Annotated in this window: 16 protein-coding genes; 15 read left to right on the plus strand and 1 reads right to left on the minus strand. The window is 71.7% G+C overall.

Annotated features, from left to right (window positions below; genetic code table 11):
• Positions 1 to 121 precede the first annotated feature (121 nt).
• The 7 genes from ACIGWZ_RS12250 to ACIGWZ_RS12280 all read left to right on the plus strand — a co-directional run bounded on the left by ACIGWZ_RS12250 (position 122) and on the right by ACIGWZ_RS12280 (position 10,257).
• Positions 122 to 1,795 (plus strand): fumarate hydratase, encoded by a 1,674-nt coding sequence (locus ACIGWZ_RS12250; protein ID WP_400063492.1) that lies wholly within the window; start codon positions 122 to 124, stop codon positions 1,793 to 1,795.
• Positions 1,796 to 2,012: 217 nt separating this feature from the next.
• Positions 2,013 to 2,537: a hypothetical protein gene (locus ACIGWZ_RS12255; RefSeq protein WP_400063494.1), complete on the plus strand. Its 525-nt coding sequence runs from the start codon at positions 2,013 to 2,015 to the stop codon at positions 2,535 to 2,537.
• Positions 2,538 to 2,844: 307 nt separating this feature from the next.
• Positions 2,845 to 4,296 carry a class II fumarate hydratase gene (locus tag ACIGWZ_RS12260; RefSeq protein ID WP_400063496.1) on the plus strand — a complete coding sequence of 484 codons (1,452 nt, stop codon included), beginning with the start codon at positions 2,845 to 2,847 and terminating at the stop codon, positions 4,294 to 4,296.
• A gap of 142 nt (positions 4,297 to 4,438) precedes the next feature.
• On the plus strand, positions 4,439 to 5,143 hold the full coding sequence (locus tag ACIGWZ_RS12265; protein ID WP_400063498.1) for a DUF402 domain-containing protein: 705 nt from the start codon (positions 4,439 to 4,441) through the stop codon (positions 5,141 to 5,143).
• Positions 5,144 to 5,354: 211 nt separating this feature from the next.
• Positions 5,355 to 6,038 (plus strand): class I SAM-dependent DNA methyltransferase, encoded by a 684-nt coding sequence (locus ACIGWZ_RS12270; RefSeq protein WP_400063500.1) that lies wholly within the window; start codon positions 5,355 to 5,357, stop codon positions 6,036 to 6,038.
• Positions 6,039 to 6,101: 63 nt separating this feature from the next.
• Positions 6,102 to 8,612 (plus strand): SpoIIE family protein phosphatase, encoded by a 2,511-nt coding sequence (locus tag ACIGWZ_RS12275; protein ID WP_400063502.1) that lies wholly within the window; start codon positions 6,102 to 6,104, stop codon positions 8,610 to 8,612.
• Positions 8,613 to 8,793: 181 nt separating this feature from the next.
• Positions 8,794 to 10,257, plus strand: coding sequence for a catalase (locus ACIGWZ_RS12280; RefSeq protein WP_400063504.1), 1,464 nt, complete (start codon positions 8,794 to 8,796; stop codon positions 10,255 to 10,257).
• An 81-nt stretch (positions 10,258 to 10,338) separates the two neighbouring features.
• On the opposite strand, the gene ACIGWZ_RS12285 is transcribed toward ACIGWZ_RS12280, so the two are convergent.
• Positions 10,339 to 12,639 (minus strand): transglycosylase domain-containing protein, encoded by a 2,301-nt coding sequence (locus tag ACIGWZ_RS12285; RefSeq protein ID WP_400063506.1) that lies wholly within the window; start codon positions 12,637 to 12,639, stop codon positions 10,339 to 10,341.
• A gap of 262 nt (positions 12,640 to 12,901) precedes the next feature.
• On the opposite strand from ACIGWZ_RS12285, the gene ACIGWZ_RS12290 reads away from it, so the two are divergent.
• The 8 genes from ACIGWZ_RS12290 (at position 12,902) to ACIGWZ_RS12325 (ending at position 23,468) form a co-directional block, all read left to right on the plus strand.
• Complete coding sequence (locus ACIGWZ_RS12290) at positions 12,902 to 13,858, plus strand: SPFH domain-containing protein (protein ID WP_400063508.1); 957 nt, start codon at positions 12,902 to 12,904, stop codon at positions 13,856 to 13,858.
• Entirely contained in the window at positions 13,855 to 14,142 is a 288-nt protein-coding gene (locus tag ACIGWZ_RS12295; protein ID WP_400063510.1) for a hypothetical protein, read from the plus strand. The genes ACIGWZ_RS12290 and ACIGWZ_RS12295 overlap by 4 nt, the downstream gene beginning before the upstream one ends.
• Positions 14,143 to 14,266: 124 nt before the next feature.
• Positions 14,267 to 14,953 (plus strand): ABC transporter ATP-binding protein, encoded by a 687-nt coding sequence (locus tag ACIGWZ_RS12300; protein ID WP_400063512.1) that lies wholly within the window; start codon positions 14,267 to 14,269, stop codon positions 14,951 to 14,953.
• On the plus strand, positions 14,950 to 17,313 hold the full coding sequence (locus ACIGWZ_RS12305; protein ID WP_400063514.1) for an ABC transporter permease: 2,364 nt from the start codon (positions 14,950 to 14,952) through the stop codon (positions 17,311 to 17,313). The genes ACIGWZ_RS12300 and ACIGWZ_RS12305 overlap by 4 nt, the downstream gene beginning before the upstream one ends.
• Before the next feature lie 117 nt (positions 17,314 to 17,430).
• On the plus strand, positions 17,431 to 17,955 hold the full coding sequence (locus tag ACIGWZ_RS12310) for a PadR family transcriptional regulator (RefSeq protein ID WP_400063516.1): 525 nt from the start codon (positions 17,431 to 17,433) through the stop codon (positions 17,953 to 17,955).
• Positions 17,952 to 18,641, plus strand: a complete 690-nt coding sequence (locus ACIGWZ_RS12315) for an ABC transporter ATP-binding protein (protein ID WP_400063518.1) — start codon at positions 17,952 to 17,954, stop codon at positions 18,639 to 18,641. The genes ACIGWZ_RS12310 and ACIGWZ_RS12315 overlap by 4 nt, the downstream gene beginning before the upstream one ends.
• A 13-nt stretch (positions 18,642 to 18,654) precedes the next feature.
• The gene (locus ACIGWZ_RS12320; protein ID WP_400063519.1) at positions 18,655 to 21,042 is read left to right on the plus strand and encodes an FtsX-like permease family protein; all 2,388 of its coding nucleotides are present in this window, start codon (positions 18,655 to 18,657) and stop codon (positions 21,040 to 21,042) included.
• Between the two features lie 2 nt (positions 21,043 to 21,044).
• Positions 21,045 to 23,468 (plus strand): FtsX-like permease family protein, encoded by a 2,424-nt coding sequence (locus ACIGWZ_RS12325; RefSeq protein WP_400063521.1) that lies wholly within the window; start codon positions 21,045 to 21,047, stop codon positions 23,466 to 23,468.
• Positions 23,469 to 23,479 lie beyond the last annotated feature (11 nt).

Below are 23,479 nucleotides of genomic sequence, written 5' to 3' on the forward strand. Positions count from 1 at the left end.
TTCCCAACGATCCCGGCGGTGAGCCCTACCTCACAGCCTCGCCGGTTCGTCGGGGTTCTACGCTGTTGAGGGGCTGCCGTAGACGCCAGCCACACCCCTCCGAGTAAGGAAGCATCCCCAAATGCCGGAATTCGCCTACACCGACCTACTGCCCACCGGTGAGGACAACACGCCCTACCGCCTGGTCACTTCGGAGGGTGTGAGCACCTTCGAGGCCGACGGCCGGACGTTCCTCAAGGTCGAGCCGGAGGCGCTGCGCAAGCTGGCCGCCGAGGCGATGCACGACATTTCGCACTATCTGCGCCCGGCCCACCTCGCCCAGCTCCGCAAGATCCTGGACGACCCCGAGGCCAGCGCCAACGACCGCTTCGTCGCGCTCGACCTCCTCAAGAACGCCAACATCGCGGCCGCGGGCGTGCTGCCGATGTGCCAGGACACCGGCACGGCGATCGTGATGGGCAAGCGCGGGCAGAACGTGCTGACGCAGGGGCGCGACGAAGAGGCCCTCTCGCGCGGCATCTACGATGCGTACACCGAGCTCAATCTGCGCTATTCGCAGATGGCCCCGCTGACCATGTGGGACGAGAAGAACACCGGGTCGAATCTGCCCGCGCAGATCGAGCTGTACGCGAATGACGGGGACGCGTACAAGTTCCTGTTCATGGCCAAGGGCGGCGGCTCGGCCAACAAGTCCTTCCTCTTCCAGGAGACCAAGGCGGTCCTCAACGAGGCCTCCATGATGAAGTTCCTGGAGCAGAAGATCCGTTCGCTCGGTACGGCCGCCTGCCCGCCGTACCACCTCGCGATCGTCGTCGGCGGTACGAGCGCCGAGTACGCGCTCAAGACCGCCAAGTACGCCTCCGCGCACTACCTGGACGAACTCCCCACCGAGGGCTCCCCGACCGGCCACGGCTTCCGCGACAAGGAGCTGGAGGACAAGGTCTTCGAGCTGACGCAGAAGATCGGCATCGGCGCACAGTTCGGCGGCAAGTACTTCTGCCACGACGTACGGGTGGTGCGGCTGCCGCGGCACGGGGCCTCCTGCCCGGTGGCGATCGCCGTGTCCTGCTCGGCGGACCGCCAGGCCGTAGCCAAGATCACCGCCGAGGGCGTCTTCCTGGAGCAGCTGGAGACCGACCCGGCGCGCTTCCTCCCGGAGACCACGGAGGAGCAGCTGACCGAGGGCGCGGGCCCGGATCTGGACGCCGTCCGCATCGACCTCGACCGGCCGATGGACGAGATGCTGGCCGAGCTGACCAAGCACCCCGTCAAGACCCGGCTCTCGCTCACCGGCACGCTGGTCGTCGCCCGCGACATCGCGCACGCGAAGATCAAGGAGCGGCTGGACGCCGGCGAGGAGATGCCGGAGTACCTCAAGAACCACCCGGTGTACTACGCGGGCCCGGCGAAGACCCCCGAGGGTTACGCCTCCGGGTCGTTCGGTCCGACGACGGCGGGGCGCATGGACGCGTACGTCGAGCAGTTCCAGGCGGCCGGCGGTTCCAAGATCATGCTGGCCAAGGGCAACCGCTCCCAGCAGGTCACCGACGCCTGCGGTACGCACGGCGGCTTCTACCTGGGTTCCATCGGCGGCCCGGCCGCCCGCCTGGCCCAGGATTGCATCAAGAAGGTCGAGGTCCTGGAGTACGAGGAGCTCGGCATGGAGGCCGTCTGGCGGATCGAGGTCGAGGACTTCCCCGCCTTCATCGTCGTCGACGACAAGGGCAACGACTTCTTCCAGGACCCGGCCCCGACACCGACGTTCACCAGCATTCCGGTACGGCAGGGCAACTGACCCTCCGCACCGACCGCAGGACGAACGGCCATCACCCGCAGCAAACGGTGATGGCCGTTCGTCGTCGGGGCTTCGGGTGTGCGTGATCGCCGGCCGATCCAACTCGTCTTGCGCGTAAGGAACTTCACCCGGGCTCAGGGACTTAGGATGACGGATTCCGTCCGGCGCCCTTCAGGCGCCCGGCTCCCCCGCCCCCGGACAGAGAGACCGTATCGACGTGTTGCAGTTCAGCCTCGGCAAGCTCACCGAACTCCCGCCGGACGATCCGGCGGGCCGCCCCTGCGCGGGGTGGCGGGAGGGCATGGCCCCGGAGATCGTCTACGCCCTCAACAGGGGGTGCTGGCAGCTCGGCGAGGAGGCCGCGGAACACACCGTCGCCCTCTACGCCTCGACGGGTGACGGCATCGTCCGGCTTGCCGTCGAGATCGCCCGGATCGTGCCCATGGGCGAGGTGGACGGCAAGCCCGTCAAGGCGATCGAGGGCCGCGTCCTCCAGGCCGGGCATCCGGTGCACGACCGGTTCGTCGGCAGGAAGGCTCCCGCGCAGCTCACCCAGACCTTCCGGTACGTGGCGGCCCTGTGCGGTGCGCCGGAGGGCCGTACGGGCAAGTCCTGCGGCGCCAAGGCGAAGTGGATCGTCAGCGTCGAGGGCGAGCGGGGCGACTACATCGCGTGCGGCCAGCACATCACCGGGCCGCTGGACGTCGGAGCGGCCCGCTTCCAGGTGGCTCCGCTGCGCTGAAGTGACCGGTGCGGCGCAGAAGTTGACGCGGCCGGAGAAGTTGATGGGGCCACAGTGGTCGGTAGGAGAAAAGCGGCGGTCCGCCGCCCCCTCGCGATCGCCAAAATGTTCGAACAAGGCGAGCGGCACCCGCCCCCGTCCTCTCGTGAACCACTTCTACAGGAGGCGGTGACGCCTCGGCGTCACCCCTGACCGGCGACGCGAGGGCCCGGCTCCTGGAGCCGGGCCCTCGGCCGTCCGCGCCCCGTCGGGTGAGCGAATTTCCGTATCCGGGAACAGATCGGCGGGCCCGGGTACTGAAACAGATATGAGCGAGAACAGCGATTTCGGCAGCGGCCCCGGCAACCACACCGTTCCCGGCGATCCCGGCGCCTCCGGAGGCTTCCGTATCGAGCACGACTCCATGGGCGAGGTCCGCGTGCCCGCGCGCGCGAAATGGCGGGCGCAGACGCAGCGGGCGGTGGAGAACTTCCCGATTTCGGGGCAGCGGCTGGAGCGGGCGCACATCGAGGCGCTGGCGCGGATCAAGGCCGCGGCGGCGAAGGTCAATGCGGAGCTGGGGGTGCTCGAGAAGGAGACCTCGGTGGCCGTTCAGGAGGCGGCCGCGGAGGTGGCGGAGGGGCGCTGGGACGCGCATTTCCCCATCGATGTGTTCCAGACCGGCTCGGGGACGTCGTCCAACATGAACGCCAACGAGGTCATTGCGACGCTGGCGAGCGAGCGGCTGGGACGCGCGGTGCACCCCAATGACCACGTCAATGCCAGTCAGTCGTCGAACGATGTGTTTCCGTCGTCGATCCATATCGCGGCGACGGCGGCCGTCATCCGTGATCTCGTTCCGGCGCTGGAGCATCTGGCGGTGTCGCTGGAGCGTAAGGCGATCGAGTTCGCCGGGGTGGTGAAGTCGGGGCGGACGCATTTGATGGATGCGACGCCGGTGACGCTGGGGCAGGAATTCGAGGGGTATGCGGCCCAGGTCCGGTACGGGATCGAGCGGCTGGAGGCGTCGTTGCCGCGGCTGGCGGAATTGCCGCTGGGCGGGACGGCCGTGGGGACGGGGATCAACACGCCGCCGGGATTCTCGGCCGCGGTGATCGCCGAGGTGGCGCTGGCCACGGGGCTGCCGTTGACGGAGGCGCGTAATCACTTCGAGGCGCAGGGGGCGCGGGACGGCATTGTCGAGACGAGCGGTCAGCTGCGCACCATCGGTGTCGGGCTGACGAAGATTGCCAATGATCTGCGGTGGATGGCGTCGGGGCCGCGGACCGGGCTGGCGGAGATCGTGCTGCCGGATCTGCAGCCGGGGTCGTCGATCATGCCGGGGAAGGTCAATCCCGTCATTCCGGAGGCGGTTTTGATGGTTGCGGCGCAGGTCACCGGAAATGACGCGACGGTGGCGGCGGCGGGCGCGGCCGGAAATTTCGAACTCAATGTGATGCTTCCGGTGATTGCCCGGAACGTACTGGAGTCGGTGCGGTTGCTGGCGAATGTGGCGCGGCTGCTCGCGGACCGGACGGTGGACGGAATCACGGCGAATGTGGAGCGGGCTCGGGAGTATGCGGAGTCGTCGCCGTCCGTTGTCACGCCGTTGAACAAGTACATCGGGTACGAGGAGGCGGCGAAGGTCGCGAAGAAGTCGCTGGCCGAACGGAAGACGATTCGTCAGGTCGTGATCGAGGAGGGGTATGTCGAGCGGGGGCTGTTGAGTGAGGAACAGCTGGATGCGGCGTTGGACGTGCTGCGGATGACGCATCCGTGAGACGGCGCCCGGTCCTCGGTCCGCACCGCCGGTGGCGTCACCGCCGGTAACGCCACCTCCGGTCCGCCGTCATGACCCATCCGTAACGTTCGGTGCGGCTCAGGTCACGGCGCGCGTAACGGCTGGGTCCTAAGCTCTGGTCATGACAGCGGACATGGTGGAGACGAGGGAAGGCGAGACTCCTCGCGCGACGGACCGGACCCGGTGGGCGCGCGGGGAGCACATTCTGTGGCGCTATCGGGACAACGCCGACCCCGGCCGGTTCCATATCGCGCGTCCGGTGACCGTTGTCGAGGACACCGATGACCTGCTCGCGGTGTGGATGGCGCCGGCCACCACCGTCGTCAAGCCGGTGCTGGCCGATGGCACGCCGGTGCACCGCGAGCCGCTGGCGACCCGCTACACGAAGGCGCGGCGCACCGCCTTCGACCAGTGGTTCGGTACGGGTGTGCTGAAGCTGGCGCGGCCGGGCGATCCCTGGTCGGTGTGGCTGTTCTGGGAGCGCGGCTGGCAGTTCAAGAACTGGTACGTCAATTTGGAGGAGCCGCGTCGTCGTTGGTCGGGCGGTATTGACTCGCTGGATCATTTTCTCGACATCTGCGTCTTTCCGGACCGGCACTGGGAGTGGCGGGACGAGGACGAGTTCGCGCAGGCGCAGCGGGACGGGCTGATGACCTCGGCGCAGGCGGACGAGGTCCGTTCCGCCGGGCGGGCCGCGATCGCGCAGATCGGGGCGTGGGGCAGGCCGTTCGCCGACGGCTGGGAGAATTGGCGGCCCGATCCGGGCTGGGGGGTTCCCTCGCTTCCGGAGAACTGGGACCGTCCGGCGGACCGTTTGCGGACGTGAGCGCGTAAAGGGAAGTGGGGCGAGTGAACCGGGCGAACCGTGGAAAGACGCGCCTAAGGGCACGGCCTTTTCTCGCGGGGCGAGAAGCCGGACCGAGCCCCCTTGCTGCGGCGGGGGTCTTCAACCGTAGGATCGTCCTCCGCAAGACTGCACAGGCGCAACTCCAGAACGGGAAAACGAACTTGACCGCGGTCGCAGGAGGGGCGAGGTCGTGAGCGCGAGAAGCTACGACGCATATGAGGGCCTGAACCGGTTAGCACTTGACCGGGCAGGGCAGGCCGAGGCGTTCGACGTGATCGGTGACCTGTACGACGATGCCTTTCCGCACAAGGAGGGCCAGGTCGCGACGGGTGACTGGCTTGCCGGGTCACTGCCCGCGGGCTCGCGCATCCTGGATGTGGGATGCGGTACGGGACTTCCGACGGCCCGTCAGTTGTCGGATGCCGGGCATCGCGTCGTGGGCATCGACCTCTCCCCCTCGATGATCAAACTGGCCCGGGACAACGCCCCGGGTGCGGAATTCCACCGGCTGGACATCGCCGATCTACGCGGCGGCCGGCTCGGCGGCCCGGGTTCCTTCGACGGAATTGCCGCCTTTTTCTCGCTTCTGATGCTGCCGCGTGCCGAAATCCCTTACGCACTGGGCCTGCTGCATGATCTCCTACGACCTGACGGGTTGTTGGCCCTGTCGATGGTCGAAGCGGATGTGGACGACTTCACGATTCCGTTCCTGGGCACCTCGGTCCGGGTATCGGGATACCTGCGGGACGACCTGCGCCGGGTCGTGCGCGACGCGGGTTTCGAGGTCGTCGAGGAGGACTCGTATGCGTATGCCCCGGCGAGTACGGACGTGCCCCCCGAGATCCAGCTCTTTCTGCACCTGCGACGCGTCTGACGCGCCCGATAGGCGGCGTGTCAGGTATCAGGTATGCAGCCCCGGACGGATGGAATCCCACGCGTGACGGAGCACCCCACCTCCCACGAATCGCGGCGGTCGGCCTCGACCGCCGCGCCCTCGGCGCCCCCTTTCCCGGGGGCGGCCGGGACGGCGCCGCTCGGCGCGGTCCCCGATCCGCGCAGCGCCCTGCAGCAGCCCACCGCGGCCGGGTTCGCGCCCGTTCCCGGCACCGGCTTCGCGGTGCGTGGCGGTGACGACATCGGCATGAACATCGGTAGCGGTCCCTGGACGGGCGTCGGCATGGGTGGTGGTGATGTGCGCGGTGGCGCGCAGGACGAGCCGGTCGCGGATCACGGTGCGGCGGAGCGGGATGCGGCGGGCGAGGCGGAGTGCCATGCCGCGGAGCACACGGCCGGTCAGCCGACCGGCCATCATGTGAGTGACCACGCGGCCGGTCACGCCGCGGCGCGGGGTGCGTCCGGCTCGTACGGGGATCCGTACGGCGATGCGTACCCGGATTCGTACAGGGAGGTGGCGATGCCCGTGGCCGGGCGGCCGGCCGGCGTGCCGGAGGAACGAACCGCGGCCCGAGCCGTGCAGGCGTCGGGAGCGGGCGCGGTGGGCCGCGCCGAGGCGCCCGAGCCGGGCGAGGACCCGCGTGCGGGGCAGGAGGCGCGCCCCGGAGGCGAGGGCATCGGCCGGCAGCGCGAGGGTGGCTTCTCCGGCGAGGCGGCGTACCCGGGGGCCGAGGAGGCCGCGCGGGCGCAGGTGCCGCCGCCGGCGGGCCCGCCGCCCGCTCCCCCGGCCCGTTCCGGGCATCCGGGGGAGAGCGGTGAGGTGGCGGCGGCCCGTCAGGCGGGCGGCGACCGGCTGCGGTTCATCGGAGCGGCGACGCGGCGGATCGCGCGCGGCATAGACCTGGACGAGATCGTGCTGGGGCTGTGCCGGGCGACGGTGCCGACGTTCGCCGACGCGATCCTGGTGTATCTGCGGGATCCGCTGCCGGTGGGCGATGAGCGGCCGACGGGGCCGGTGGTGCTGCGGCTGCGGCGTACGGACCGTATTCCGGAGGAGCCGGACACGAACGGCACCCGGCTGCCGATGCTGCCCGCGCAGCCCGATCTGGGGCCGGCGATGGGCGGCAGCGCGGCGGAGCTGGCCGAGGTGCGTCCGGGTGGCCCGCTGGCGGAGGTGCTGCGGGGTGTGCGGCCGCTGTTCGGGGAGGCGCAGGCGGCGCGTACGGCGCTGCCGGAGCTGCTGGGGCCGGACACCCGGCTGCCGGGCGGCCACCGGGTGATCCTGGCGCCGCTGCGGGGCCGTCGGCGGGTGATCGGGGCGGCGGTGTTCCTGCGGCGCCCGGACCGGCCGGCGTTCGAGCCGGACGATCTGCTGGTGGCGGCGCAGCTGGCGACGCATACGGCGCTGGGCGTGGACAAGGCGGTGCTGTACGGGCGCGAGGCGTACATCGCCGATGCGCTGCAGCGCACGATGCTGCCGGACTCGCTGCCGCAGCCGACCGGGGTGCGGCTGGCCAGCCGCTATCTGCCGGCCGCGGAGACGGCGCGGGTCGGCGGTGACTGGTACGACGCGATTCCGCTGCCGGGCAGCCGGGTGGCGCTGGTGGTCGGCGATGTCATGGGGCATTCGATGACGTCGGCGGCGATCATGGGGCAGCTGCGGACGACGGCGCAGACGCTGGCGGGGCTGGATCTGCCGCCGCAGGAGGTGCTGCACCACCTCGACGAGCAGGCGCAGCGGCTGGGCTCGGACCGGATGGCGACGTGCATGTACGCGGTCTACGACCCGGTCGCGCACCGCATCATCATCGCGAACGCGGGGCATCCGCCGCCGGTGATGCTGCACCGGGGCGGGCGCGCGGAGGTGCTGCGGGTGCCTCCGGGTGCGCCGATCGGTGTCGGCGGGGTGGATTTCGAGGCGGTGGAGCTGGATGCGCCGGCGGGCGCGACGCTGGTGCTGTACACCGACGGTCTGGTGGAGTCGCGCATCCGGGACGTGTGGACGGGCATCGAGCAGCTGCGGGAGCGGCTGACGGAGACGGCCCGGCTGACGGGTCCCAATCCGCCGCCCCTGGAGCCGCTGTGCGACGAGGTGCTGGACATGCTGGGGCCCGGCGACCGCGACGACGACATCGCGCTGCTGGCCGCCCGGTTCGACGGGATAGCGCCGAGCGATGTCGCGTACTGGTATCTGGACCCGAAGGCGCAGACGGCCGGGCAGGCCCGCCGGCTGGCCCGGCGGGCGCTGGCACGCTGGGGGCTGGAGGAGCTGACCGACCAGGTGGAACTGCTGGTCAGCGAGGTGGTCACCAATGCGGTGCGGTATGCGGAGCGGCCGATCACGCTGCGGCTGCTGCGGACCGATGTGCTGCGCTGCGAGGTGGGTGACGACGTTCCGCAGCTGCCGCGGCTGCGGCAGGCCCGGCCGTCCGACGAGGGCGGGCGGGGACTGTATCTGGTCAACCGGATGGCGCGGCGGTGGGGCGCGACGCGGCTGAGCATGGGCAAGGTGGTCTGGTTCGAGCTGTCGATGCCGTCGGGGGCGCGCGCCTGACCCGAGGCCCGGGGTGGACCGCGTACGGCCATTTGTCCCACATGCTGGACCCCGTCCGAGACCGGACGGGGTCCAACTCTTGCCGACAGGGCGTCGGAGGGCGTTGACTGCTGAGGTGGACAAAAGGGACTGATTGCCCCCACCACCCCCGTCCCAGTCATCGAACGGGAGGCATTCCTCCATGACCAGCACCGAGCAGAATGTTCCGTGGACCACGAACAACGCCGGTATTCCGGTCGAGAGCGACGAGCACTCGCTGACCGTGGGGGCGGACGGCCCCATCCTGCTCCAGGACCACTACCTGATCGAGAAGATGGCCCAGTTCAACCGCGAACGGGTTCCCGAGCGGGTGGTGCACGCCAAGGGCAGCGGCGCGTACGGCTTCTTCGAGGTCACCAACGACGTCAGCCAGTTCACCAAGGCGGACCTCTTCCAGCCCGGCAAGCGGACCCAGATGCTGGCCCGCTTCTCGACGGTCGCGGGTGAGCAGGGCTCCCCGGACACCTGGCGCGACCCGCGCGGCTTCGCCCTGAAATTCTATACCGAGGTCGGCAATTACGACCTGGTGGGCAACAACACGCCGGTCTTCTTCGTCCGTGACACGATCAAGTTCCAGGACTTCATCCGTTCGCAGAAGCGCCGCCCGGACAGCGGGCTGCGCGACAACGACATGCAGTGGGACTTCTGGACGCTGTCGCCGGAGTCGGCCCACCAGGTCACCTGGCTGATGGGCGACCGCGGCATCCCCAAGAGCTACCGCCATATGAACGGCTACGGCTCGCACACCTACATGTGGGTCAACGCCGGCGGCCAGAAGTTCTGGATCAAGTACCACTTCAAGACCGACCAGGGCATCGACTTCCTCACCCAGGAGGACGCGGACCGGATCGCCGGCGAGGACGCCGATCTGCACCGCCGCGATCTGCACGCGGCCATCGCGTCCGGCAACGCCCCGTCGTGGACGCTGTATGTGCAGGTCATGCCGTTCGAGGACGCCCCGGACTACCGCTTCAACCCGTTCGACCTGACCAAGGTGTGGCCGCACGGCGACTACCCGCTGATCGAGGTCGGGCGGATGACGCTCGACAGGAACCCGGACGATTTCTTCGTCCACATCGAGCAGGCGGCGTTCGAGCCGTCCAACATGGTGCCGGGCATCGGCCCGTCGCCGGACAAGATGCTGCTGGGCCGGCTGTTCTCCTACCCGGACACCCACCGGTACCGCATCGGCCCGAACTATGCGCAGCTGCCGCCCAACCGCCCGCATGTGCCGGCCCACTCGTACGCGAAGGACGGCCCGATGCGCTTCGAGCCTTCGACGGCGGCCCGGCCGTACGCGCCGAACTCGTACGGCGGCCCGGCGGCCGACATCGCGGCCTATGGCGAGCCGGCGGGCTGGGAGAGCAGCGGCGAGATGGTGCGGACGGCCTACACGCTGCGCAGCGACGACGACGACTGGGGCCAGCCGGGCACGATGGTCCGCGAGGTCCTGGACGACGCGGCCCGCGACCGGCTGGTCGGCAACGTCTCGGGCCATCTGCTGAACGGCGTCAGCCGTCCCGTGCTGGACCGGGCGCTGCAGTACTGGCGCACCATCGACAAGAACCTGGGCGACCGGATCGCCAAGAAGGTCAACGGGGGCTGAGGCGCACCGCGCGAAACGGCGAAACGGCACGGCGCCCGGAGCGGTGATGCTCCGGGCGCCGTGCCGTGTACGGGCCGGGTGTCAGTTGAAGCCGGTCAGGCTGTCGGTGTTGTCGGTACCGGTGCCGCCGGGTCCGTTGCCGTTGCCGTGGCCGCCGGTGCCGCCGGTCCCGCCGGTGGCACCACCGGTGGTGCCGCCGTCCGGGAAGCCGGAGCCGCTCGGGGTCGGGTCGGTGGGCCGGCCCGTCGGGCGGCCGGTCGGCGTCGGGGTCCCACTCGGCGTGGGGCTGTGCGAGGGGGTGTCGCTCGGCGTGGGCGTCGGCGTGGGCGTCGACGAGGGGGTGTTGCTCGGGGTCGGGGTGGGGGTCGGTGCCACCCCCGCGCCGTACTGCGTCTGCAGGTCGAACCCGACGTCGGTGCGGCCGCTCATCGCGGCCTGGGTGTAGGCCGCCCACACCTTCGCCGGGTAGCCGCCGCCGTTGACCCGGCCGCCGCCTCCGGTCCCCTTGAGGGAGACCTGGGCGCTGCCCGCCTTGAGGTCCTCGCCGAACATGCCGACGGCGGTGACCAGGTTGGGGGTGTAACCCACGAACCAGGCCGACTTGTCGTCGTCGGAGGTGCCGGTCTTGCCCGCCGCGTCGTAGGCGGTGGTCTTCACGGCCTCCGAGGCGGTGCCGTCGTTGACCACGCCGGTCAGCACGGAGGTGATGGTGTCGGCCGTCGCCCGCGAAATGACCGGTCCGCCGATCGGGTCGCGCACCGCGATCTTCTCCTCGCCGTGCGTGATGCCGGTGACGAGGGTCGGGGTGACCTTCTTGCCGTGGTTGTCGAGGGTGGCGTACACCCCGGCCATCTGCAGCGGGCTGGCGCCCATGGTGCCCAGCGTCATGGCGGGCTGGACGTCCATGTTCTTGCCGTTCATGCCCAGCTTGACGGCGGTTTCCTTGACCTTGTCCAGCCCGACGTCGGCGCCCATCTGCGCGAAGACGGCGTTGACGGAGTTGTTGGTCGCCGTCTGGACGCTGATCTTCCCGTAGGTGTGCTCGTCCTCGTTGGGCGGCGCGAAGGGCTTGGTGCCGCCCACGACCGGACGGCGGTTGCGGCCGTCGTAGATCGTGTTCGGGTTGATCGGCACCTTGTCCTGGGTGGTGGCGTCGTGCTCCATCGCGGAGGCGAGGATCAGCGGCTTGAAGGTGGAGGCGGCCTGGTAGTCCTCGCGCGTGGCGTTGTTCCGGTAGTGCTTCGGGTATCCCGCGCCGCCGTACATCGCGACGATGTGGCCGGTCTTGGGGTCCACCGAGGCGGCGCCGAGTTGGGCGTCCGCGTCGACCTTGCGCCTCTTCTCGTCGAGGTCGGCGGTGAGCTTGCGCTTGACGGCCTGCTCCAGCGCCCGCTGCTTCTTGCGGTCGATGCCGAGCCGGACGGTCCAGCCGCCGGCCTCGAATTCCTTCTCGTCGACGCCCTGGGCGAAGAGTTCCCGCTTGGCCTCTGCGATGAAGTAGCTCTTCTGGCCGCTCACGCCGGGCAGCGGCTTGGGGTCGTGGGGCCTCTGGAAACGCTGCTTGGCCCGCTCCTCCGGCGAGAGCCAGTGCATCTCGACCATGTTGTCGAGGGTGTAGGCCCAGCGCTTCTTGACCAGCGTCCGGCCGGTCGGGGTCGCGGTCGACCAGTCGTACTGGCTCGGAGCCTGGAGCAGCGAGGCGAGGTAGGCGCCCTGGGAGACGGAGAGATCCTCGGAGTCCACGCCGTAGTACGCCTTGGCGGCGGCCTGGATGCCGGAGGCGCCGCGGCCGTAGTAGGAGGTGTTCATGTAGCCCGCGAGGACGTCTTCCTTGCTGAACTTGTTGTCCACCTTGAGCGCGATGACGATTTCCTGGAGCTTGCGGCTGACCGTCTGCTCCGAGCTCAGGTAGTAGTTCTTCACGTACTGCTGGGTGATGGTCGAGCCGCCCTGCTTGCCGTGGCCGAGCAGGGTGTTGAGGATGCCGCGCGCGGTGCCCATGAGGTCGACGCCGGAGTCCTTGTAGAAGGTCTTGTTCTCGGCGGCGACGAAGGCGTGCTGGACCTTTTCGGGCACCTTGCTGATCGGCACCACCTCGCGGTTGACCTTGCCGTCGCGGGCCATGGTCGAGCCGTCGGCGTACTCGAAGACGTTGCTCTGCTTCCTGGCCTCGTCGTTGCCCTTGGCGGGGATGTCGACGTACAGGTACAGGCCGACGAAGGCGAGCATGCCCAGGAGGATCACTCCGAGCACGGCCCCGAGGATCTTCTTCCAGCTGAAGAGCCGGCGTATGAAGCTCTTGTCCTGTTTCGGCTTTGTCTGTTTCTGCTTGGCCCGGCGGGCGTTCCCCTGCCGCGCCCGCCGCTCGTCAGCTCGGCCCATCGCTCCGCAACTCCAGTCGGTTCCGCCCCCAGGTCATTCAGCTGTTGAAGCTAACACCGCAGCTGTCAACAGATACTCATCGATCACGGCTTTTCCTGACGTGACAAACAGCACGGGAAGTGCGGGAACCGGGGAGGGGGTTTCGGCCATCGCGCTGGACCCTGGCAGGCCAGCGCGCTAAAGTGCTATCACTTTGCTAGACCAGCGAAATCACCTGGTGCGGCGGACATCACGCATCGCACCGGAGAAACGGGGGACCCCTATGTCCGCTCAGTCCGACCTGACGGCCGCCGATCCGGCCATCGACGCGCCCCAGATGCCCGAACCACAGGTCCGCGAGACCTCGGCGCACAGCATCGCCGGCGGCCTCGCCCTGCTGCTGACCGTCCTCGGGGTCGCGCTGGGTATCGCCGTCATCAGCGTCGGCGGCGCCCTCAGCTCCGGCGACAACCGCGCGCTGACCGCGCCGTTCGCGATCGTCGGCGCGCTGCTGCTGATCGGCTCCTTCTTCTTCATGACCGGCGTGAAGATGGTCGCGCCCGGCGAGGCCCGGGTCATCCAGCTCTTCGGGCGGTACGTCGGCACGATCCGCACCGACGGCCTGCGCTGGGTCAACCCGCTGACCTCCGCCAGCAAGATCTCCACCCGGGTGCGCAACCACGAGACCGCCGTACTGAAGGTCAACGACGCCTACGGCAATCCCATCGAGCTGGCCGCCATCGTCGTATGGAAGGTCGAGGACACCGCGCAGGCGCTGTTCGAGGTGGACGACTTCCTGGAGTTCGTGTCCACCCAGACCGATGCGGCGGTCCGGCACATCGCGATCGAGTACCCCTATGACGCGCACGACGAGAACGGCCTGTCGCTGCGCGGCAACGCCGAGGAGATCACCGAGAAGCTCGCCCTGGAGCTGACCGCCCGGGTGCAGGCGGCGGGCGTGCAGATCATCGAGACCCGCTTCAGCCACCTCGCCTACGCGCCCGAGATCGCCTCCGCGATGCTCCAGCGGCAGCAGGCCGGCGCGGTCGTCGCGGCCCGCCAGCAGATCGTCGAGGGCGCGGTCGGCATGGTCGAGTCGGCGCTGGCCCGGATCAACGAGCAGGGCATCGTCGAGCTGGACGAGGAGCGGAAGGCGGCCATGGTGAGCAATCTGATGGTGGTGCTGTGCGGCGACCGGGCCGCCCAGCCCGTCCTGAACGCGGGCTCGCTCTACCAGTGAGCGCCGACACCCCCGAGGGCTCCGGCGCCGAGGGCGAGCGGACCCCCGCGCGACGGCCGCAGCAGCGCAAGCAGGTGCTGCTGCGGCTCGACCCGCTGGTCCATGACGCGCTCGCGCGGTGGGCGAACGACGAGCTGCGCAGCGCCAATGCGCAGATCGAGTTCCTGCTCCGCAAGGCGTTGACGGAGGCGGGGCGGCTGCCGCGGGGGGCGGCGGCGATTCCGCGGCGGGGGCGGCCGCCCAAGGGGGCCGCGCCGCCGCCGGAGGCGTCCGACGACGCCTGACCCGGCGGCCCGTCCGGCCGTCCGACCGTCCGGAAACTGTCTATACATTGCAGGTATACACCTCATGTAGAGTGCGCGGCATGCCCAATGGACACCCCCTGCCCGCACTCACGGAGGCCCGCGCATGACCCCAGCCGGTTTCCTGCTCGAAGCGCATGCGCTGCACAAGGCGTACGGATCCACGCCCGCACTGGACGGCGCCGACTTCTCCCTCCGCCCCGGTGAGGTGGTCGCCGTCATGGGCCCCTCCGGCTCGGGCAAGTCCACGCTGCTGCACTGCCTCGCCGGGATCGTCGGCCCCGACTCGGGCACCATCCGCTACGGCGGGCGCGACCTCACCGCCATGAGCGACGCCGACCGCAGCGCCCTGCGCCGCGCCGACTTCGGCTTCGTCTTCCAATTCGGCCAGCTGGTACCGGAGTTGACCTGTGTGGAGAACGTCGCGCTGCCGCTGCGGCTGACCGGCGTCAGGCGCAAGGAGGCCGAGGCGCGGTCGCGGGAGTGGCTGGAGCGGCTGGAGGTGGCCGAGGTCGCGGGCAAGCGGCCCGGCGAGGTCTCCGGCGGGCAGGGCCAGCGGGTCGCGGTCGCCCGCGCGCTGGCCCCCCGGCCGCGGGTCCTCTTCGCCGACGAGCCGACCGGCGCCCTGGACTCCCTCAACGGCGAACGGGTGATGACGCTGCTGACCGCTGCGGCGCGGGACACCGACGCCGCGGTCGTGCTGGTCACCCACGAGTCCCGGGTCGCCGCCTACTCCGACCGCGAGGTCGTGGTGCGGGACGGCGTGGCACGGGAAGTGGCGGCCGCGGTATGAGCGGGCAGAACACCGGGCACCGCGCCTCCTGGGCCCGCGACCTCGCCATGGGCATCCGCTTCGCGGCGGGCGGCGGGCGCGAGGGCTGGATCCGTACGGCCCTGACGGCCCTCGGCGTCGGACTGGGAGTGGTGCTGCTGCTCGGCGCCGCGTCCGTCCCGCACATCATGGAACACCGGCAGCAGCGCTCGCAGGCCCTGATGCCGGCGGGCATGGGGGACGCCGCGCCGACCGCCCGGACGCTGGTCTTCGCCAACAACGAGACCGTCTTCCGCACCGACCGCATCGGCGGCATGCTGCTGCACCCCGACGGCCCCGACGCGCCCAGGCCGCCCGGCGTCGCCGCGCTGCCGCGGCAGGGCGAGATGGTCGTCTCCCCCGCGCTGAAGGATCTGCTGGCGTCGGAGGACGCGAAGCTGCTGCGGGAGCGGCTGCCGTTCCGGATCGTCGGCACGATAGGCGAGTCCGGCCTGGTCGGGCCCGGTGACCTGAGGTACTACGCGGGTCACTGGCCCCTTTCCGTCGGCAGCGACGCCCTGCGCATCACCGACTTCGGCCAGGTGATCGAGGACCGGCCGCTGTCCCCCACCCTCACCATCCTGATCATCGTGGCGTGCGTGGTGCTGCTGATGCCGGTGGCGATCTTCATCGCCACCGCGGTGCGGTTCGGCGGTGAGCGGCGCGACCGGCGGCTTGCGGCGCTGCGGCTGGTCGGCGCGGACGTCCGGATGACCCGCCGGATGGCCGCCGGCGAGGCGCTGTTCGGCGCGTTGTGCGGGCTGCTGCTGGGCGGGGTGCTGTTCCTGGTCGGGCGGCAGCTGATCGCCCACGTCGCCATCTGGGACATCAGCGCCTTCCCGGCCGATGTGACGCCGGTCCCGGCGCTGGCGGCGCTGGTGCTGGCGGCCGTACCGGTGCTGGCCGTCGCGGTCACCCTCGTCGCGCTGCGCGGGGTCACCATCGAGCCGCTGGGTGTCGTACGGAACAGCACGGGGCGGCGGCGCCGGCTGTGGTGGCGGCTGCCGCTGCCGGTCGCGGGGGTGGCGCTGCTGCTGCTCAGCGGACGGCCACTGCCCGACGGCAGGGTGCCGCACACGACCTGGATCGCGGGCGGCGCGGTGCTGTTCCTCGTCGGCACCACCGTCCTGCTGCCGTGGCTGGTCGAGGCGGTCGTCGCCCGCTTCCGGGGCGGCCCGGTGCCCTGGCAACTGGCCACCCGGCGCCTGCAGTTGAGCAGCGGTGCGGCGGCCCGCGCGGTCAGCGGCATCACCGTCGCGGTCACCGGGGCCATCGCGCTCCAGCTGTTCTTCGCCGCCGTCCAGGACGACTACACGAAGGTGACGGGGCAGGACTCGGCCCGGGCGCAGCTGGACGTCTCGCTGCCGACGAAGGACATCGCCACGACCCGGAAGATGATCGCCGAGTTCCGCGCGACCAAGGGCGTGCGCGGCGTGATCGCCTCCGTCCACAGCTCGGCCTCCCGGCCCGGCCCGCAGCGCAAGGGCGAGGACTCCGTCCCGAGCACCGAAATCACCGTCGGCGACTGCGCCACCCTGCGCGAACTGGCGCACACCGGCTCCTGCACCGACGGCGACGTCTTCGTCGTCCGGGACGGCAGCGGCACGGTGGACGACGCGTATCTGGCCAGGACGGCGCGGCCCGGCGCCCGGGTCCTGCTCAACCGGGACCCGAGGACCGACAAGCCGGCCGGCGCGCCGCGCCTGTGGACCGTCCCGAAGTCGACCCGCATCGTCCCCTCCCGCAAGGACCCCATGGGCCGGCTGAGCTTCGGCATCTTCGCCACCCCCGGCGCCCTGGACACCGCCACCCTCGACGCCCCCATGGCCCGCGCCATGGTCCAAGTCGACCCGCGCACCCCCGACGCCGAGGAGTACGCGCGCAACACCGCGGCCCGCATCGATCCCGCGATGGACGCCTACTCCCTGCAGAACACCTCCAGCGACAAGCAGTACGCGAGCGTGCGGACCGGCCTGCTGGTCGCCTCCACCGCGACGCTGGCGCTGATCGCCGCCAGCATGCTGGTCTCCACCCTGGAGCAGCTGCGCGAGCGGCGCCGGCTGCTCTCCGTGCTGGTGGCGTTCGGAACCAGGCGCGGCACGCTCGGCTGGTCGGTGCTGTGGGGGACCGCCGTCCCGGTGGCGCTGGGGCTCGCCCTGTCGGTGGTGGGCGGCGTCGGGCTCGGCGTCGTCCTGCTGCGGATGGCGGGCAAGGGCGGCATCGCCTGGTCGGTGGTGTGGCCGCCGGCCGCGACCGGGGCGGCGCTCGTCCTGCTGGTGACCGCCCTCAGCCTGCCGCCGCTGTGGCGGATGATGCGGCCGGACGGGCTGCGGACGGAGTGAGCGGCGGGGGCGACGGGCGGCGCTCCGGGCCCGGCAGCCACCGGACCCGGAGCGGCCGTCCGGCCTATACAACCCGCGTATACACGAGCGATACACCCACGACGTAAGGTGGTCGGCATGTCAATCGGTCATACGCTGCTGGGCCTGCTGGAGTCCGGTCCCCGCCATGGCTACGACCTCAAGCGGGCCTTCGACGAACACTTCGGGCACGACCGGCCGCTGCACTACGGCCAGGTCTACTCCACGATGTCCCGGCTGCTGAAGAACGGCCTGGTCGAGGTGGACGCCGTGGAGGCCGGCGCGGGTCCCGAGCGCAAGCGGTACGCGATCACCGACGCCGGTGTCACGGATGTCGTCCAGTGGCTGGCCCGCCCCGAGAAGCCCGAGCCCTACCTCCAGTCCACGCTCTACACCAAGGTCGTCCTGGCGCTGCTGACCGAACGCAACGCCGCCGAGCTGCTGGACACCCAGCGCGCCGAGCATCTGCGGCTGATGCGCGGACTGACCGAGCGCAAGCGCGGCGGCGACCTCGCCGACCAGCTGATCTGCGACCATGCCCTGTTCCACCTCGAAGCCGATCTGCGCTGGCTGGAGCTGACCGCCGCCCGGCTGGACCGGCTGGCCGAGGCGGTCCGGGCATGACGCCGGAGGGATCCCTGCTCTCGGCCACGGCGCTGCACAAGGCGTACGGGGCGACGCCCGCGCTGGACGGCGTGGAGTTCTCCATCCACCCGGGCGAGGTGGTCGCCGTCATGGGCCCCTCCGGCTCCGGCAAGTCCACGCTGCTGCACTGCCTCGCCGGGATCGTCGCCCCGGACTCCGGCACCGTCCGCTACGGCCCGCACGACCTGACCCGCCTCAGCGACGCCCAGCGCAGCGCCCTGCGCCGCTCCGACTTCGGCTTCGTCTTCCAATTCGGCCAGCTGGTACCGGAGTTGACCGCCCTGGAGAATGTCGCGCTGCCGCTGCGGCTGAACGGCACCAAACGCAAGGAGGCCGAACGGCAGGCCCTCGCATGGCTGGAGCGGCTGGAGGTGGAGGCCGTACGCGGCAAGCGGCCCGGTGAGATATCCGGCGGCCAGGGGCAGCGGATCGCGGTCGCCCGCGCGCTCGCCACCCGCCCGCGGGTCGTCTTCGCCGACGAGCCGACCGGCGCCCTGGACTCCCTCAACGGCGAACGCGTGCTGACCCTGCTGACCGATGCCGCCCGCGACACCAGCGCCGCGGTCGTGCTGGTCACCCACGAGTCCCGGGTCGCCGCCTACTCCGACCGCGAGATCGTCGTCCGCGACGGCAAGGTGAAGGACATGCTGGCGGGCCTGAGATGAACCGTCCGTGCAGATGAGCGGGGCCCGTACCGGCCCCGCTGTCCGGGCTCGGGGCCCGGCCGTCGGCACATGGGCCCGTGACCTGGCGATGGGGATGCGGTTCGCGGCCGGCGGCGGACGCGAGGGCTGGATCCGTACGGCCCTGACGGCGCTCGGCGTCGCCCTGGGCGTGGCCGTGCTGCTGCTCGGCGCGTCCGTACCGTCCCTGACCGGCGCCTGGCACGGCCGCGAGAAGGCCCGCGAGAACCTCGGCCAGGAGCACCCGCCGAAGGCCTCCGACCACACCCTCCGCTACGCCTCCGCGGACACCGTCTTCCACGGCGCGCAGATCCGCGGGCGCCTGGTCCTGCCCGACGGCGCGCATCCGCCCGTACCGCCGGGCGTCCGCCGGCTGCCCGGCCCCGGCCGGATGCTGGTCTCGCCCGCCCTCAAGGAGCTGCTGGACTCCCCCGAGGGGAAGCTGCTGCGCGAGCGGCTGGACTACCGCGTGGCCGGTGTCATCGGCGACACGGGCCTGCTCGGCCCGCAGGAACTCACCTATGTCGCCCGGCCCGTCGCCCTGCGCGAGGGCGCCGGCTACCGCATCGACCACTTCGGCAAGGCCTGGGAGTCGCCGCCGATGCGGGCGCCCGTCGTCCTGCTCGTGATCATGACGTGTGTGGCGCTGATGACGCCGGTGATGGTCCTCATCGGTACGTCCCTGCGGTTCGGCAACGAGCGCCGCGAGCAGCGGCTGGCCGCGCTCCGCCTGGTCGGCGCCGATGTCCGCACCACCCGCCGGATCGCCTCCGGCGAGGCGCTGTTCGGCGCGCTGCTGGGACTGGCCGGGGGCGCCGCGCTGTTCCTGGGCGGCCGCCGGTTCGCGTCGCCGATCACCCTGTGGGACGTCAATGTCTTCCCCGCGGACGTGGCGCCCGGCGCGCCCGCCGCTGCGGCGATCGCCGTGCTCGTCCCGATGGCCTCGGTCCTGGTGGCGCTGATCGCGCAGCGCGGCATCACCGTCGAACCGCTCGGCGTCGTCCGTAACCGCCCGCCGCTGCGCCGCCGGCTGCCGTGGCGGCTGGCGCTGCCCGCCCTCGGCGCCGTGCTGCTGCTGCCGCTGTCGTGGTCGGGGCGCTGGACCGAATCCACGCTCAACACGGCGCTCCTCGCGACCGGTTCGATGCTGCTGCTGTTCGGGGTGACGGCGCTGCTGCCCTGGCTGGTCGACACGGTCGTCGGGCGGCTGCGCGGCGGGCCGGTGCCCTGGCAGCTGGCCGTCCGCCGCCTCCAGCTGAGCAGCGGCCCGGCCACCCGCGCGGTCAGCGGCATCACCGTCGCGGTGGCCGGTGCCATCGCGGTCCATATGCTCATGACCGGGATGCAGGCCGGTTACGCCGATGCGTACGCGAAGTCCAGCCGGCTCCCGAAGGTCGGCTACTGGACCGTCGGGCAGGACTGGCCGGGCACCCGGCGGGCGCTCGGCGCGCTGCGGGCCACGCCCGGGGCGACCGCCGTGCGCGGCGCCCTCCACGCGTGGGTCGGCCGGCTGCCCCGGCACGGCGACGACGCCTCCGGGGGCGCGACCCTGGGCGTCGCGAGCTGCCCCGAGCTTCGGCGGCTGGCCCACCTGCCCTCCTGCCGCGACGGCGATGTCTTCGTGGTGGGCGCCCAGGGCAAGGGAGCGGGCAGGCCGCCCCTGGCCCCCGGGGCGCACCTCGACCTCGACCCGCCGATCGCCGGCGAAGCCCCGGCACCGGCCCCGCGCCCCTGGAAGATCCCCACGACGGCCCGCCCCGCCCGCCTCGCCGCCACCACGGACGGCCCCGGCCCCGCCGCGATCCGGTACGACGTGCTGATCACGCCCGCCGCGCTCGGCGCCACCCGGCTCCAGGACCCCACCTCGGAGCTCACCGTCGACTTCGACCGCGCCACCCCGGACGCCCTCGAGCACCTCCGCAACACCGCGGCTCGCACCGACCCGACCCTGCGCGAGGTCTCCTTCCTCCACAACCCCCATGACCAGCAGCTCTCCAGCGTCCGCACCGGCATCTTCATCGGCTCCGTCCTCACCCTGCTGCTGATCGGCGCGGGCCTGGTCATCTCCACCGTCGAGCAGCTCCACGAGCGCCGCCGGCTGCTGTCCACCCTCGACGCCTACGGCACCCGCCGCACCACCCTGGGCTGGTCGGTCCTGTGGGCGACGGCCATCCCGGTCGTCCTGGGGCTGGGCCTGGCGCTCGGCTGCGGCCTGGCGCTGGGGGCGCTGCTGCTCACGATGATCGACAGCAGGGTGGTCGTGGACTGGCTGGTGGTCGCGGGGATGGCCGGCATCGGCGGCGCGGTGATCCTTTTCGTTACGCTGCTCAGCCTGCCGCCGCTGTGGCGGATGATGCGGCCCGACGGGCTGCGGACGGAGTGAACGTGCCGACACCCATGCCGACCCAGGGACCGACGCCGAACCGGGCCCGGGGGCCGGCGGCCGTCCGCTGGTGCCGCGACCTGGCGATGGGCGCCCGGTTCGCCGTCACCGGCGGCCGCAAGGGCTTCCTCCGTACGGCCCTGACGGCGCTCGGCGTCGGCCTGGGCGTGGCCGTCCTGCTGCTCGCGGCCGCCATTCCCGACGCCATGAACGCCGCCCTCGCCCGCGACTGGGCACGCTCCGTGGTGCCCGCGGCCGAAGGGTCCGGCCCCACGGACCGCACCCTGCTGATCTCCGGGATGAACAGCGCCTACCGCGATGCGCCGGTCCACGGCATGGCCGTCCGGGCGGAGGGCCCGCACGCCCCCGTACCGCCGGGCCTGTCCCGGATACCCGGCCCCGGCGAGATGGCCGTCTCCCCCGCCCTCGCCGACCTGCTGGCCTCCCCCGACGGCGCGCTCCTCAAGGAGCGCTTCCCGCATCTGCGGATCACCGACCGGATCGCCGACGCGGGCCTGACCCACCCCGGCGAACTCCTCTTCTACGAGGGCAGCGACGCGCTGCGCGGGCCCGGCCAGGACACCGACCGGATCACCGGCTTCGGACAGCGGGGCGGCGCGTTCCGGGCCAGTCCCCTGGTCGTCCTGGCCATCGTCGTGGGCTGCGTCGCCCTGCTCGCGCCGGTCGCCGTCTTCATCGCGACCGCGGTGCGGTTCGGCGGGGAGCGCCGCGACCGGCGGCTGGCCGCGCTCCGCCTGGTCGGCGCCGACCGGGCCACCACCCGCCGGATCGCCGCGGGCGAGGCGCTGGCCGGCGCCCTGCTCGGCCTGCTCACCGGCGCCGTGTTCTTCCTCGCCGCCCGCCACCCGCTCTCCGCCCTCACCCTCTCCGGCCGTGGCGTCTTCCCCTCCGACGTGACACCGGACGCCGCGCTGACGGCCTTCATCGCCCTGGCCGTCCCCGCCTGCGCGGTCGGCGTCACGCTCTTCACCATGCGCCGGGTCACCGTCGAACCGCTGGGCGTGACCCGCACGGCGCCGCCGCTGCGCCGCCGGCTGTGGTGGCGGCCGCTGCTGCCGGCCGCCGGGGTGGCGCTCCTGCTGCCGCAGGCGATCGGCGGGCTCTCCTCCGGCGACGCCGCCACCATCCAGACGATCCTCGGCACCTCGCTCCTCCTCCTGGGCGTCGCGGCGCTGCTGCCCTGGCTGCTGGACGCCGCGGTGGCCCGGCTGGGCCGCTCCGGACGCGGCAGCCAGTCCTGGCATTTGGCCGTACGCCGACTGGAGTTGACCGGGACCACCGCCGCCCGCTCGGTCAGCGGGATCACCGTCGCGGTGGCCGGCGCCCTCGCCGTACAGCTGCTGCTGAACGGCGTCGGCATCCAGGACCCGGCGCAACTCGTCCACACCCGGTGGACGGTCGCCGCGGCCGGCGACGGCGCGGTGCCCGCCGACCGCGCCCCCAGGATGTACGCCAGGCTGTCCGCGGCCGACGGCGTCCGCACCACCCATGGCCTGATCACGTCGTACGCGGGCCCGGCCGAGCCGGTGCGCGACGACCCGCACGGCCCCGCCGCCCAGGACCCCGACCCCGAGCCGTACCCGCTGACCGTCGCCGACTGCGCCACCCTCCGCGAACTGGCCCGCATCGCCTCCTGCTCCGACGGCGACGCCTTCCTCGTCGAGGACGAGAACCGCTTGGTCCCGCGCCCGGGGCAACGGCTGCTCCTCGATCCGGTCGGCAGCCGCACCGAACACCGCCGCCCCGCCGCCTGGACGGTCCCGGCCACCGCCCGGCACGTCGCCGCCCGCCACTCCGCCCCGCCCTGGTTCACCGAAGCCGGCCTGTTCGCCACGCCCGGTGCCCTGGACGCCACCCTGCTGCGCCGTCCCACCGTCAGCGCGCTGCTGTTCCTCGACCCGGCCCGCCCCGACGCCCTCGACCACGTACGCAACGCCGCCGCCCGCATCGATCCCCGCATCGGCGTGCTGCCCGCCGACTACGACGACGCCGGGGACGCCGGCGACGACATCCTGGGCCTGACCGGCCGCGGCCTGACCGCCGGCGCCGTCGCCGTCCTCCTCCTGATCGGCTGCGGCCTGCTGCTCACCACCCTGGAACAACTCCACGACCGCGCCCGCCTCCTGTCCCACCTCGACGCCCTCGGCACCCCCCGCGCCGTCCTCGGCCGCTCCGTCCTGTGGGGGACCGCCCTCCCCGTCGTCCTCGGCCTCGCCCTGGCCCTCACCTGCGGCCTCTCCCTGGGCGCCCTTCTCCTCCACATGGCCGGCCGCCCCCTGCAACCGGACTGGCTCGCCGTCCTCACCCTCACGGGCACCGCCGCCACCGTCATCCTGGGCGTCACGGCCCTTTCCCTGCCGCTCCTTTGGCGGCTGATGCGGCCGGAGGGCCTGCGGACGGAGTAGCGGGCGCGGTG

It is taken from the genome of Streptomyces sp. NPDC053427, assembly GCF_044544985.1.
Taxonomy (GTDB): domain Bacteria; phylum Actinomycetota; class Actinomycetes; order Streptomycetales; family Streptomycetaceae; genus Streptomyces.

Bases quoted from the DNA above. Each gene is read 5' to 3' on its own strand.
- ACIGWZ_RS12250 (WP_400063492.1), top strand. From the start codon at position 122: ATGCCGGAATTCGCCTACACCGACCTACTGCCCACCGGTGAGGACAAC.
- ACIGWZ_RS12260 (WP_400063496.1), top strand. From the start codon at position 2,845: ATGAGCGAGAACAGCGATTTCGGCAGCGGCCCCGGCAACCACACCGTT.
- ACIGWZ_RS12265 (WP_400063498.1), top strand. From the start codon at position 4,439: ATGACAGCGGACATGGTGGAGACGAGGGAAGGCGAGACTCCTCGCGCG.
- ACIGWZ_RS12280 (WP_400063504.1), top strand. From the start codon at position 8,794: ATGACCAGCACCGAGCAGAATGTTCCGTGGACCACGAACAACGCCGGT.
- ACIGWZ_RS12285 (WP_400063506.1), bottom strand. From the start codon at position 12,639: ATGGGCCGAGCTGACGAGCGGCGGGCGCGGCAGGGGAACGCCCGCCGG.
- ACIGWZ_RS12290 (WP_400063508.1), top strand. From the start codon at position 12,902: ATGTCCGCTCAGTCCGACCTGACGGCCGCCGATCCGGCCATCGACGCG.
- ACIGWZ_RS12300 (WP_400063512.1), top strand. From the start codon at position 14,267: ATGACCCCAGCCGGTTTCCTGCTCGAAGCGCATGCGCTGCACAAGGCG.
- ACIGWZ_RS12305 (WP_400063514.1), top strand. From the start codon at position 14,950: ATGAGCGGGCAGAACACCGGGCACCGCGCCTCCTGGGCCCGCGACCTC.
- ACIGWZ_RS12310 (WP_400063516.1), top strand. From the start codon at position 17,431: ATGTCAATCGGTCATACGCTGCTGGGCCTGCTGGAGTCCGGTCCCCGC.
- ACIGWZ_RS12315 (WP_400063518.1), top strand. From the start codon at position 17,952: ATGACGCCGGAGGGATCCCTGCTCTCGGCCACGGCGCTGCACAAGGCG.
- ACIGWZ_RS12320 (WP_400063519.1), top strand. From the start codon at position 18,655: ATGAGCGGGGCCCGTACCGGCCCCGCTGTCCGGGCTCGGGGCCCGGCC.